The organism is Pseudomonas sp. MPB26 (assembly GCF_046605355.1).
Lineage (GTDB): Bacteria > Pseudomonadota > Gammaproteobacteria > Pseudomonadales > Pseudomonadaceae > Aquipseudomonas > Aquipseudomonas cedrina.
Map to the genome: position 1 here is coordinate 206,876 of NZ_CP176793.1, position 13,222 is coordinate 220,097.

Consider the following 13,222-nt stretch of genomic DNA (forward strand, 5'->3'; position numbering starts at 1 on the left):
GTTACGGCTGCACACGCCACTGGCCTCAGTGGAAATCCCGACTGCGCACGTTTATCCCTTCCAACAACGGCGTCAGGTCGGTGAGTCGCCCGGCAATCAAGTGCCGCACCTCGCCCACGGCCTCCCAACGCCCGTCCACTTTCAACAGGCGCGAACCCACCAGGGCCTGGCGTTGACGTTCGGCCAGGTCGCGCCAGACCACCACATTGAGGTTGCCGAATTCATCTTCCAGGGTCACGAAGGTCACCCCGCTGGCGGTGCCTGGGCGCTGCCGACCGGTGACCAGCCCGGCGACGCTGACATTGCGCCCGTGCTCGACCCACATCAGCTCCTGCGAACTGCGGCAGCGCCGTTTGCGCAATTCAGCCCGCAGCAACGCCAACGGATGGGGGCCAAGGGTAGTACCGACCGTGGCGTAGTCGGCGTGCAGGTCCTCGCCCACTGTCGGTGCCGGTAATTCCACCACCGCTTCTTCCGGGCTGGGCAGGCCGGCAAACAGCCCGAGTTGTTTTTGCACGCCCGCCACTTCCCAGCGTGCCGTGTGCCGGTTGCCGGCCAGGGCGCGCAAGGCGCCGGCGTCCGCCAGCAACGCCTGGGCGCGTGCATCCAGCCCGGCGCGCTCGTCCAGGTCGGCAATGCCGCTGAACGCGCGACGCTGGCGTGCGGCTTCGATGCGCCGCGCATCCTCTTCGCGAAACCCCGAGATCATGCGCAGGCCCATGCGAATCGCCGGCTGCGCGCCGTCGATGGGCTCCAGGCTGCAATCCCAGTCGCTGGCTTGCACGTCCACCGGGCGGATCTGCAAGCGATGGCGCCGCGCGTCCTGCAGGATCTGGTCCGGGCTGTAGAACCCCATGGGCCAGCTGTTGATCAGCGCACAGGCAAATGCCGCCGGCTCATGGCACTTGAGCCAGCAACTGGCGTAGGTGAGCAAGGCGAAACTGGCGGCGTGGGACTCGGGGAAGCCATAGCTGCCAAAGCCCTTGATCTGCTCGAAAATCTGCGCGGCGAAGGCTTCGGTGTAGCCGTTTTCCAGCATACCGGCGCGCAGGCGTTGCCGGTGCGGCTCCAGGCCACCGTGGCGTTTCCAGGCGGCCATGGAACGGCGCAGCTGGTCGGCCTCGCCGGGGCTGTAGTCGGCGGCGACCATGGCGATCTGCATCACTTGTTCCTGAAAGAGCGGGATGCCCAGGGTCCGTTTCAGCACGGCCTCGAGTTCCGGCGAAGGGTAAGTGGTTGGCTCTTCCTTGTTACGCCGGCGCAGGTACGGGTGCACCATGCCGCCCTGGATCGGCCCCGGCCGCACGATGGCCACTTCAATCACCAGGTCATAAAAGGTCTGCGGCTTGAGCCGGGGCAACATCGCCATCTGTGCCCGCGACTCGATCTGGAACACGCCGATGGTGTCGGCCTTGCTGATCATTGCGTAGGTGGCCGGGTCTTCCTTGGGGATGCCGGCCAGGGACAGGTCCCGATTGCGATGGCGGCGCAGCAGGTCGAAGCAGCGGCGGATCGCGCTGAGCATGCCCAGGGCCAGGATATCCACCTTGAGCAGGCCGACGGCATCGAGGTCGTCCTTGTCCCACTGGATGATGGTGCGGTCGGCCATGGCGGCGTTTTCCACCGGCACCAGGGTGTCCAGCGGGTATTCGGAAATCACGAAGCCGCCGGGGTGCTGAGACAGGTGCCGGGGGAAGCCGATCAGTTGCTGGGTGAGGGTGAGCACGCGGCGCAGGATCGGGCTCTGGGGGTCGAAACCGGCTTCACGCAGGCGCTCCAGAGGCGGCGCGTCGTCACTCCAACGCCCGCAACACTCGGCCAGCGCGTTGATCTGGTCCGGCGGCAAACCCAGGGCCTTGGCCACATCGCGCACCGCGCCGGTCGCGTGGTAAGTGCTGACCACCGCCGTCAATGCCGCGCGGGTGCGGCCATAGCGCTGGAACACGTACTGCAGCACCTCTTCGCGGCGTTCATGTTCGAAATCCACGTCGATGTCCGGCGGCTCATTGCGCTCTTTGGACAGGAAACGCTCGAACAACACGTTCGAAAGGCTCGGGTTGATCTCGGTAATGCCCAAGGCAAAACACACCGCCGAGTTGGCCGCCGAGCCACGGCCCTGGCACAGGATCGAACGGCTGCGGGCGAACTGCACGATGTCATGCACCGTGAGGAAATAGCTTTCGTAGCCCAGCTCGCTGATCAGTTGCAGTTCTTTGTTGATTTGCTGCAAGGTCTTGGCGTCGACACCTTGCGGCCAGCGCCGGGCCATGCCTTCCTCGGTCACGGCACGCAACCAGGTCTTGGCGTCGTAGCCGGCGGGGACCAGCTCGCGCGGGTAGTGGTAACGCAATTGGCTGAGGTCGAAGGTGCAACGCCGCGCGATGACCTCGGTTTGCTCAAGCAGCGACGCGGGATACAGCGCCTGTAACGCCTCCAGGCTACGCAAATGCCGCTCACCATTGGGGTGCAGGCGCGTGCCCGCGTCGGCCACCGGCACGTGATGACGGATGGCGGTCATGGTGTCTTGCAGGGCCCGGCGGCCGCGCGCATGCATATGCACATCGCCACAGGCCACCGCCGGGATGCGCAGGCTGGCGGCCAGGCCCAGGCGTTGCTCCAGCAGGCGCGCATCGTCCTGGCCGCAATGCAGGTGCACCGCCAGCCACAAGCTCTCGGCGAAGGTGCGGCGCAGCCACTGGATCGAGGCCTGGGTGTCGCTGTCTTCGGCAACCCACAGCGCCAGCAGGCCAGGCAGCGGTTGCTCGAAGTCCTCGCGCAACAGGCGATAGCGGCCTTTTTCGGCACGCCGCCGGGCCAGGGTGATCAAGCGACACAAGTGTTGGTAGCCGCTGAGGTCTTCAACCAGCAGCACCAGTTTCGGGCCGTTCTCGATGCGCACCTCGCTGCCGATAATCAGCGGCAACTGCACCGCCTTCGCTGCCTGCCAGGCACGCACGATGCCCGACAGGGTGCATTCGTCGGTGATCGCCAGGGCGCCGTAGCCTTGACGCTTGGCGCGTTCGAACAACTCCAGCGCACTCGACGCACCGCGCTGAAAGCTGAAGTTGGACAGGCAATGCAGTTCGGCGTAGTTCATGCAAACCAGCCTTGCAGCCACAACCCATCGTGTTGGCCAACGTTGCGGAACGCCCAGCCTTGCTGGCCGGCGCGGGTCTGGATCAGGTAGTAGTCGCGGCGGATATCGGCACCGTCCCACCAGCCGGATTCGATGCGTTCCGGGCCCATGAGGATGTGCACACCGTGCTCGGCCAGGAGCACGGGTTCGTTCAGCAGCCAGCCGGGACGTTGTACGGGGCTCAAGGCCGGGCACGGGTGTTTATCCGCCACCGCTTGCCAGGCGCATTCGGGACGGTGGTCACCATGGAAGCGCAGGCCCTGCACCGCCTCATCGCCCAAACGGGCGCGCAGGCGTTCGCGCAACTGCTCCCACGGCAGGGTCTGGTGCGGGCGGTCGTCGAACAGGTCCTGGCGCTGCGGCACGAACACCGGCAAGTCCTGCGCCACCAGGCGAAAGCCGCGCACCGGTGAAGTAACTTGCACCTGCTCCAGGCGGCCTCGGGCCAATTCAAACAACATCGCCGGTTCGCGCTCGGCGCTGAGCAGGCCGACCTTGATCACAGTGTCCGGCGCCTGGGCGTGTTCCAGGTGCAGGTCGAAGCGCTGCACGCCACTGTCGCGGCCACACAGAAACGCGGACAGATCACCAGTCAGACGCCTTAGAGGAAACAGCAACGCCTGGTGGGACTGCACGTCGAAATTAAGCTCGATGCGCACATCGAAGCGGTCCGGCGGTTGATAGAACGCCAGGGCCAGTGGTCGCTGCCCGACCAGGGCATCGAGGTGCTTGAGCAGGCCGGCATCGAAACGCCGCGCCAAGGTATGCCGGGGCAGCGCCTGCACCTGGGCCAGGCTGCGCAGGCCCATGCGTGCCAAGGCAGTGGCGGCCTGCGGATCGAGACCGGTGCGGTCGATGGGCAACGGCGCCAGGGCCTGCGGCAAGCCGTCATCCTGCACCGCCAGGCCATCATAGAGATTGGCCAGCACCCGCGCCGCGGCCGGGTTGGGCGCGGCGACGATGCGGTGGCGAAAACCCAGTTCGGTCAATTCCTTGCGCAAGCGCGCTTCGAACCGCGGCCAGGGCCCGAACAGGCCCAGGCTCGATTCAATCTCGAACAACAAGGCGCGCGGATAGTACAGGCTGACCTGGGAGCTGAACTGGTAGGCCCATGCGGCCAGAAACTGTTGGCTGCGTTCAATCTCGGCGGGATCGTATTCGGCGCAGGCAAAGGTCTTGGCCAGGGCATGCGCCGCCGTCAGCGACTGGCCGGGGCGCAGGCCCAGGGCGCGGGCCGCGTCATTGACGGTCTGCAGCACCCGCCGCTGCGGCGTGCCGGCCAGCAGGGCCAGCGGCTGGTCCGGCTCGGGGTGCACACGCTGCACTCCGTCCAGCGCCAATTGCGGGAAGACAATACACACCCAGCGCATGGCAAGCTCAGTGCGCCGCCAGCGCAATCGGCGCCGGATGGGCCAAGCCGCCCCGGCACTTGAGCACGCGCACCTGGGCGGGCCTGGCCTCCACGGCCAGGCGCAAGGCGGCGGGCGATGCATTGACCGCCTCACTCAAGGCGCGCCAGGCAAACGCCAGGGTCTGCCCGGTTTCCGCCGCCACTTGCAGGCGCCGCAGCGCACGGTCATCGGCTTTGCGCGGCCAACACAACACCGCGCCACAACTGCCGGAACGCAGGCACTGCTCCGCTGCCCACAAGGCGTCGCGCTCCTGCGCCTGGACCACTGAAAGCAGGCGCAAATCCACCCCGGCGTTCTGCCAGGCGTGGGGATACGGCGTATAAGGCGGCGCCACCAGCACAATGCGCTCCCCCGCCTTTGACAAGCGCGCCAGGGTCGGCAGCACCAGTTGCAGTTCGCCCACGCCCTCCTTGGCCATCAGGATTTCACTCAAGGCCGCCTCCGGCCAGCCGCCCGTGGGCAACACCGCGTCCAGCGCCGCCAGCCCGGTGGGGTGCACGCTGGCCGGCGGTGCGGCGGGCCGGCCCTTCCAGACACGCCCGCCATTGAACAGCGTGTCCAGGGCAACCACTGCGCCCATCAGCCTTGCCTCACCAGGCCGCAGAACACCCCTTCGATGGCCAGGTCCTGGTCGGGCCCGACGACGATGGGTTGATACGCGGGGTTGCGCGGCAACAGGCGCACGCTGTCGCCATTACGCTCGAAACGCTTGATGGTCACTTCGCCATCCAGGCGCGCCACCACGATCTGCCCGTTCAGGGCCTCGGCACTGCGGCGTACGCCAACCAGGTCACCGTCGAGAATGCCGTCTTCGATCATGGAGTCGCCCTGCACCCGCAACAGATAGTCCGGGGTTTTGGCGAAGGTCGACGGGTCCAGTTGCAGGCGGCTGTGCACTTCGGCATCGGCGCCGATGGGCAAGCCGGCAGCGACGCGCCCGAGCACCGGCACATCCAGCCATTCCGGGCGCACCGGTTGGTTGAGCAGGCGAATGCCTCGGGCCTGGTGGGGGTTGACCTCGATAAACCCGGCTTCGGTCAGCGCGAGCACATGCTTGCGCGCCACGCTGCGCGAGGCAAAGCCGAACGCCTCGGCGATCTCGGCGAGGCTGGGGGGCTGGCCTTGCTGCGCGATGCGGTCGCGGATGAAGGTCAGGATGGCGGTACGGCGGGGCGTTAGAGTCGTCATGGAGTACATTTGTACTCCTGCGGGAAATTTCTGACAATAGCCGCCAGTCGCTTGGGGGGAGGACGAGCGATGTCGAAGCGTCCCACGTTACGGCCGGATTAGCTCTACTGCCCTGCTCCGGGAACCTCTGCAAAGTCCCTCGCCTGAATACACAGTGCGAGGGATTGCAGATGATGTTTTTTGTATGGGCCCCGGTGGGTGGGGTTGCCTCTTGATTCCGGTGATCGGCAAGTTCGTCCTGTCCCCCATGGACGTCAGGCAGCCGGACGTCGGCAGCGTTTTTCGTGACTTGCGCCAGTGCCTGAACACCTTTGACGCATGGGCCGAAAGTTTCTGGACGGGTTCGGCGCTGGAAGTGGAGCAGGTATTCAAAGTGGGTGACGAAGTCTCCCTCGTCGCTCCCGCGTCGTCTAAAGAACCCAGTCGTACCGTTGCCGTGTGCAAGGCCCAGGGCTCGCTGACGCTGGTGCACATGTTCGAAAGCACGCGGTTTGTGCCCATCGGCAACACGCCGGTGATGCTGCAGGCGATTGCTGCGGATGGCAGTCCAACGGGCGCGCCGCTCCATCGAACGATCGGCCCCAACGGCATTCTTCAAATCGACGATTGCACCCGCGATCAGCCATACCAGATCACCTTTTACCCCAACGTTTCCAAGGATCACGTCAAGGCGCTGTATGCGTCTTATCAGTCGCTGATCGCGGGGCTGGACGAGCGCCTGCGCGAGGAATGGAAGAAGACCTTCAAGCCGCAATGGGATGAGTTTGCCAACGCCACGCCTTTCGAGCGCAGCGCCATGCAAGGGTTGGCGTTCTCGACCGGGATCGGCAAGGCACTCTACAACCTTTGGGACGATCTCACGCAGTTGTATGGACTGCTGGCGGACCTCAAGGCGAACAGCCAGAAGCTGCTGCAATACCTCTCCCAGGCCGAACTCGATGCGCTGCTGAAGCTGGGCAAGGACGCCGTTGCCAAAGGCCTGCTGGTGCTCAGCGATGAGCCGCTGTTGTTCATCTACCTGTCAGCCATGGTGGCCTGGATACGCCTGCTGCCGCCGCCGCAGATGTACGAGCTGCTCGGCGAGATCACCGGCGAGGTGCTGATCAATCTGTTCCTGGCCTGGGCGACGCGGGGCATGGGGGTGCAGGTTCGGCTGGGGGTCCAGACGCTGGGGCCTATCAAGTCCGGGTGGGTGCGCACGTGGTTGCAAAGGATGGCGGATCAGCTTGTGGGGCCTGGGTTGGAGCCGCATGTCGAAGCCGCCAAACCGTTGTTGCTGGGGAGCGCGGCGACGCCGATCAAGGCCGTGCCGGTTGCGCCATTGAAGGCTGGGGATCAGTTGGTTTCGAATCCGGTGCCGGTGGTGCGCAACAAGTCCCAGCGGACGGCGTTGGTGCGGCAGGAACATGTCGATGACGTGCCTGCGGTGGCGAAGAATCCGGCGGGGGATGCGGCGGCGGCTTCGGACAAGACCGCGACCAACGGTTGCCCGGTGTCGATGGTCACTGGCGAGGAATTGCTGACGCTGACCGATGGGGTGCTGGACGGGGTTTTGCCGTTTGAATGGACACGGTTGTACCGCACCAGTGCCGTGGAAGTGGATGGCGGGTTGGGGTTTGGTTGGAGTCACTCACTGGCGCATCGGCTGGTGGTTGAGGGGGATTCAGTGGTCTGGATCGACCATGAAAATCGGTCGACCACCCTGCCCTTGCCCACGGTGTCTCGACCAGCCATTACCAATAGCCTGGCGGAAGCTGCGATTTATCTAGGGTCGTTGCCGGATGAGTTGGTGCTGGCCCAGGCATCGCGCTTCTACCACTTTCGCGACGGTGTGCTGATAGCGATCAGCGATGCGTATGACAACCGGCTGCGTATTTCCCGAGATTTTCTGGGGCGCATTGAGCGGCTGGATAACGGCGTCGGGCGTTCGCTGTTTTTGCGCTACGCGTCGGGCCGCATCGTGGCGGTGGATTACCAGATTGAGAGGGCGGTGGACGACGGTCCGTTTGTCTGGGTGACGAAAAAGACCATTGTTTCCTACGCCTATGACGACCTTGGACGGTTGGTTTCGGCGACCAATGCTGTCGGCGAAAGTGAGGTTTATCGGTACGACGAGCAGCACGTCATTCTTGAGCGTGGGTTGGCCGGTGGGGCGAGTTTCTATTGGGAGTGGGAAAGGACTGGCAAGGCGGCGCGGTGTGTCCGGCATTGGGCGAGTTTTTCGCAGATGGACACGCAGTATGCCTGGAGTGATGACGGCAGCGTTGTCGTTCACAACGCTGATGGCAGCCAAGAAGTGTATGTCCACGATGATCGTGCACGGCTGGTGCAACGCATCGATCCGGACGGTGCCCAGCACTTCAAATCCTACGACGACAAAGGCCGGCTGACGGTTGAGCAGGATCCGCTCGGGGCAATCACGGCGTATCAGTACGACGAAGTCGGACGCTTGGTGGCGTTGTTTCCAGGGGACGACGAACCGACTTCCTACGAACATGACAACGGTTTCGTTCGTGTTGTGCGCCGTGGTGAAGCGGTCTGGAAATACAAGCGCAATGATCAGGGCGACGTTACGCGCAGGACTGATCCTGACGGCAATTGCACCTACTATACCTACAACAAACACGGCCAACTGATTGGCGTTTGGTACCCTGATCACAGCTGTCATCGCTTGGTGTGGAATGCGCGTGGCCAGTTGCTGGAAGAGCAGTTGCCCAATGGCGGCGTAAAGCGCTATCGCTATGACGATCTAGGCCGGCAGATTGCGCACGAAGATGAACACGGCGCGCTCACGAAATTTGAATGGAACAACGTCGGGCGGCTAGTCCAAATCGTCCTGCCGAGCGGCGACACCCGTAAATATACCTACAACGCTTACGGAAAAATCACCTCCGAACGCGACGAACTGGGCCACATCACCCGCTACGAATACGCCGACGGCCTGCACCTGATCAGCCGCCGCATCAATGCCGACGGCACTCAGGTCAAATACCGCTACAACAACGCCCGGCTGTTGCTGACCGAGATCGAAAACGAAGCCGGCGAGACCTACCGACTCGATTACCACGCCAATGGCCTGATCCAACAGGAAGTCGGGTTTGACGGAAAACGCACCGCCTACGTCTACGACCTCAACGGCAACCTGCAGGAAAAAACCGAACACGGCGACGACGGCAGCCAGCTAATCACCCGCTACGAACGCGATCATGCCGGGCGCCTCGTCAGAAAAACCCTGCCCGACGGCAACATCATCGATTACGCCTACGACCGCCAGGGCAATCTCCTCAGCGTCGACGACGGCCACTGGGCCCTGGCCTACGAATACGACGCGCAAAACCGCCTCACCGCCGAGCACCAAGGCTGGGGCACCCTGCGCTACGGCTACGACGCCTGCGGCCAGTTACAAAAACTGCGCCTTCCCGACAACAACCGCCTCACCTTCAACCACGACAAGGGCGGTCATCTCGCCACCGTCGAACTGAATGGTGAAACCCTCACCTCACACCTGTTCAAATCCGGCCAGGAACACCAACGCCAACAAGGCCAATTGATCAGTCGCTACCACTACGACGATCAGCAGCGCCTGCACACCCACGCCATTACTCAGCAGGAGCATTACCTTTACGAGCGCCACTACGACTACGACAACTCCGGCAACCTCACCCGGCTCAGCGACACCCGCAAAGGCGAACACCACTACCACTACGACCCACTCAACCGCCTCACCCGCGCCGACCATTCCTACGGTGAACAGGAACGCTTCGCCCACGACCCGGCCGGCAACCTCCTCATGCAAGACCGCCCCGGCCCCGACATCGTCGCCGGCAACCGCCTGATGATCCAGGGCGACCGCCACTACGACTACGACGCCTTCGGCAACCTCATCCGCGAGCGACGCGGCAAAGGCCAACAACTCGTCACCGAATACCGCTACGACTGCCAGCACCGCCTGATCGGCCTCACCCAACCCAACGGAAAAACCGCCAGCTACCGCTACGACCCGTTTGGCCGTCGAATCAGCAAAACGGTAGACGGCATCACCACCGAGTTCTTCTGGCAAGGCGACAAACTCATCGCCGAACACCACGCGGGCCGGCATCGCAGTTATCTCTACGAACCGGACAGCTTCCGCCCGCTGGCGCTGCTGGAAGGCTTCGGTCCAAAAGAAACCAAGCCCTACTACTATCAACTCGACCACCTCGGCACGCCACAGGAACTCACCGCGCCGGACGGCGAAATCGTCTGGTCAGCGCATTACCGCGCCTACGGCGAAATCACCCGGCTCGACGTAAACAAAATCGACAATCCATTGCGCTTCCAAGGGCAGTACTTCGATCAGGAAAGCGGACTGCACTACAACCGCCATCGCTACTATAATCCGGATATTGGTCGTTACCTAACGCCCGACCCGGTGAAGTTGGCGGGTGGGATCAACGTTTACCAGTACGTGCCAAATCCTACGGGATGGATAGATCCGTTAGGATTGAACTCATGTCCTGGTAAAGATGGTTGCAAACCGCACGCGACTGCACAAAGCTCTGCGCCAAGTGTTAACGACGGAGAGGCCGCTTTACCCCAACTGACGCGCGCTGAGCGTCAGGCAAAAATTGATGCGCTTGCCGAAGCAAACGCCTATAGGCGCCTGGACGAACTTGAGAAATCAATTCCAGGAGCACATTTCCTTGAGAAACATGGCGCGCAAACAACACTCGAATCTCAGCTCGAACGATTGAATACCGCAAAAAACCCGACGACAGGAATTATTGAACGCTACACGTCAGGTCCGAAGACAGGGGAACCTAAATACCCACCGGCTGCAACCAAATATCTCAGCCACCGGGACCAATTAAATTCGATATACCGAGCCCAGCTCATCTTTAGAAGAAACGGACTCGCCGCATCAATGAGACCTATGGACATGGACAAGATTACTGGGGAAGGATACTCAAATAATGGAATGGGATACAGTCAGAAGCGCAAAGCAAGGGTGATATTAAATAACCAAGGCGACCCAAAAACAGCTTACACGGAGTGATGAAAAAATGAAAAACAAGCCCAGCATGTCCATAATCCGTGGACTACTGTTCACTTACGACATTGAAAACACAGATGATATAGAGCGAGAAAAATTTATCGCATCAAAGAACATAAACAACGAGAAAGAACTCATAGAACTTTTTGACAAACTAACCAAACCAGACTTCCAGAGTTACACGAAAGCTGAGCAAGAGTGGTTCATCGACTCAATAACACATTTTCTCGCCACAAACGACAGTTTTGATTCGATTTTTAAAACAATGGCGACTTATTTCAGCGCACCTGTAATTGATCAAAATAAATTCATGCAAGTTCTTTTAAACTGCTTAAAAAACTATTACAACACTTCGAAGCCAGAATGTTAAAAACAACTTGATCGTTTCCTACGCTCCGCGTGGTAACGCATCCCGTGACGCTCTGCATCACCTATACACACTGTGCGGCGGGACGCGGAGCGTCCCAGGCGGAATTCCCACGCGGAGCGTTGGAACGATCAACGATAGAGCAACAGCGGAGCGGGAAGTATCGATCGTACTGGACGAAAACAAAGCAAAAATCGATAAGTTTTTAAAAGGAACAAGTAATCAAATTGTCATCATTCAAAAAACCAAATGCCCCGTAGGCACGAGCTTTAAAAAGAACAGCACAACAGCGGTTTCTGGAAAGGAAATTTATCTGATAATCCGCAGAGACCATAACATGAAAACTGGCTACCGAATTCATACTGGATTTCCAAACCCATGAATAAAGACTATCCCGAATTACAGCAGTTTCTTGCTGGCTTCTTCAATCAAGACTGGGTTGATGACCACAAAAAAGCAGACGATGTTATTGATTTCTTCATCTCCGAATCGTCTGAAGAGACATTATTAGAAGTGCAAGCAGAACTAGATAAGCTGATGCGCAGCGGAAAGACAGAACAAGAGCTTGAAGATTACTTACTCAGCGATATCGGCTGCTACTATTATTATCGCAGCGAATGGCCCGACGGAATAACTTGGTTGAGGCATGTTATATCAATCCTCAAAAACGCAACCCCGTCAAATGGAAAACTCTGAACGATGCCCAAGGAAGCGACACCCACTCCTGTTGCTCGCGTTGGGCCGCACAGCGGCCCCAATCCGAACAATTAAGATGGCACCTTCAAGGGGTACACGATATTGAATCCTAATAGGACATACCCATGAAATCACGTGAGATCACCCTCATCAAAAACGGTATCCGTGAAAACGCAGTGGTCGAATACGAAGCGGGCAAGCCAACCCTTAACTTACTGCTGAACAACGGGCTGCGTAAAACCTATACCGCACTCGATCTGTACGACAGCTTCGGCCTGATGAGAGCCGATTTGAAAGACATCCAATTCTTGTGCAAGGGCGCCAGGATCAATGTGCATACATCCGGCATGTCTTCCCATATGTCAAACGGCCTTGTCGCGTATGAGCTGACGATGGGACAGCCAGACGGTGAACTTGTCCATATCTTTGCCTACGAAGAATGTGATCTGACCAACGACATACAGGGGCAACATGACTTCTGTCTGCGCTGGGCCGAATCATTCCAGGAACAGCGATATGGTTCAGGGTCTATGTAGTAAGCATTCCATGTGATCGTTCCCACGCTCCGCGTGGTAACGCATCCCGTGACGCTCTGCGTCACACGGCGGGACGCGGAGCGTCCCAGGCGGTTGCCACGCGGAGCGTGGGAACGATCAATGGCAACGCAGGTTTGCCCGGGAGAATGCGGGCTCACCATCCCTCTTTAAGCATCCGCAACTCCAAATGCTGCAGCAGCATGATGGTCTTTCCATCCACAATCTCACCGCCCTGCACCATCCCCAACGCCTGCTCGAAACCCAACTCCAGCACCTCGATATCCTCCCCCTCTTCCGCCAACCCGCCACCGGTTCCAACCCGATCTCCAGGCTGATATTCACCGATAAAAAAGTGAACCCGCTCCGTCACCGAACCCGGGCTCATGAACGCCGCGTAGACCTTCTCCACATGCCTCACGCGGTAGCCGGTTTCTTCTTCCGCTTCCAGGCGGATACGTTCCTCGGGGCTCGCATTGTCGAGCAACCCGGCCGCCGCTTCGATCAGGTAGCCATGGTAATCATTGACGAAGGTGGGCATGCGGAACTGGCGAATCAGCAATACCGTGCGCTGCTCGCGGTTGTACAGCAGGATGGTCGCGCCATTACCGCGGTCGTATACCTCGCGGGTCTGGGCTTGCCAACTGCCGTCGCGGCGGCGCAGGTCGAAGCTGTATTTTTTCAGCAGGTACCAGTTTTCCGAGAGTGTCTCTTCGGCAGTGATGCGAACGGGGCTGTTGTCCATGATCAGTCCTTGGCTCAAAGGAGCAAGAGCATGTCGTGGGGGCGGCGTCAGCGTCAAGGTGACGGCGCGCTTGCGAAGCTGTAACACTTTGCAAGCAATCCCCGTATACGGCT

At 60.6% G+C, this 13,222-nt stretch carries 10 protein-coding genes; 5 read left to right on the top strand and 5 right to left on the bottom strand.

Annotated features, from left to right (window positions below; all coding sequences use genetic code 11):
- Nucleotides 1-25 precede the first annotated feature (25 nt).
- From ACLH0H_RS00865 to lexA, 4 genes are read right to left on the bottom strand one after another with little or no spacing between them, the layout of a single operon-like run.
- On the bottom strand, nucleotides 26-3,118 hold the full coding sequence (locus ACLH0H_RS00865) for an error-prone DNA polymerase (protein ID WP_411380598.1): 3,093 nt from the start codon (nucleotides 3,116-3,118) through the stop codon (nucleotides 26-28).
- Entirely contained in the window at nucleotides 3,094-4,506 is a 1,413-nt protein-coding gene (locus ACLH0H_RS00870) for a Y-family DNA polymerase (protein WP_411380599.1), read from the bottom strand. Before ACLH0H_RS00870 ends, ACLH0H_RS00865 begins: the two co-directional genes overlap by 25 nt.
- Nucleotides 4,507-4,513: 7 nt before the next feature.
- Nucleotides 4,514-5,128, bottom strand: a complete 615-nt coding sequence (gene imuA, locus ACLH0H_RS00875) for a translesion DNA synthesis-associated protein ImuA (protein ID WP_411380600.1) — start codon at nucleotides 5,126-5,128, stop codon at nucleotides 4,514-4,516.
- Nucleotides 5,128-5,745 carry a transcriptional repressor LexA gene (lexA, locus tag ACLH0H_RS00880; RefSeq protein ID WP_169376630.1) on the bottom strand — a complete coding sequence of 206 codons (618 nt, stop codon included), beginning with the start codon at nucleotides 5,743-5,745 and terminating at the stop codon, nucleotides 5,128-5,130. Before lexA ends, imuA begins: the two co-directional genes overlap by 1 nt.
- 202 nt (nucleotides 5,746-5,947) lie before the next feature.
- Here lexA and ACLH0H_RS00885 point away from each other — a divergent pair, with 202 nt between their 5' ends.
- The 5 genes from ACLH0H_RS00885 to ACLH0H_RS00905 all read left to right on the top strand — a co-directional run bounded on the left by ACLH0H_RS00885 (nucleotide 5,948) and on the right by ACLH0H_RS00905 (nucleotide 12,367).
- Nucleotides 5,948-10,771: an RHS repeat-associated core domain-containing protein gene (locus ACLH0H_RS00885; protein WP_411380601.1), complete on the top strand. Its 4,824-nt coding sequence runs from the start codon at nucleotides 5,948-5,950 to the stop codon at nucleotides 10,769-10,771.
- A gap of 7 nt (nucleotides 10,772-10,778) precedes the next feature.
- Entirely contained in the window at nucleotides 10,779-11,138 is a 360-nt protein-coding gene (locus ACLH0H_RS00890) for a hypothetical protein (protein WP_411380602.1), read from the top strand.
- Nucleotides 11,139-11,145: 7 nt separating this feature from the next.
- The gene (locus tag ACLH0H_RS00895; protein ID WP_411380603.1) at nucleotides 11,146-11,517 is read left to right on the top strand and encodes an RNase A-like domain-containing protein; all 372 of its coding nucleotides are present in this window, start codon (nucleotides 11,146-11,148) and stop codon (nucleotides 11,515-11,517) included.
- On the top strand, nucleotides 11,514-11,831 hold the full coding sequence (locus tag ACLH0H_RS00900) for a contact-dependent growth inhibition system immunity protein (protein ID WP_411380604.1): 318 nt from the start codon (nucleotides 11,514-11,516) through the stop codon (nucleotides 11,829-11,831). Before ACLH0H_RS00895 ends, ACLH0H_RS00900 begins: the two co-directional genes overlap by 4 nt.
- Nucleotides 11,832-11,956: 125 nt before the next feature.
- A complete protein-coding gene (locus ACLH0H_RS00905) occupies nucleotides 11,957-12,367 on the top strand; it encodes a hypothetical protein (RefSeq protein ID WP_411380605.1) in 411 nt (136 codons plus the stop codon).
- A gap of 154 nt (nucleotides 12,368-12,521) precedes the next feature.
- On the opposite strand, the gene ACLH0H_RS00910 is transcribed toward ACLH0H_RS00905, so the two are convergent.
- On the bottom strand, nucleotides 12,522-13,109 hold the full coding sequence (locus ACLH0H_RS00910) for an NUDIX domain-containing protein (RefSeq protein ID WP_411380606.1): 588 nt from the start codon (nucleotides 13,107-13,109) through the stop codon (nucleotides 12,522-12,524).
- Between the last annotated feature and the right edge of the window lie 113 nt (nucleotides 13,110-13,222).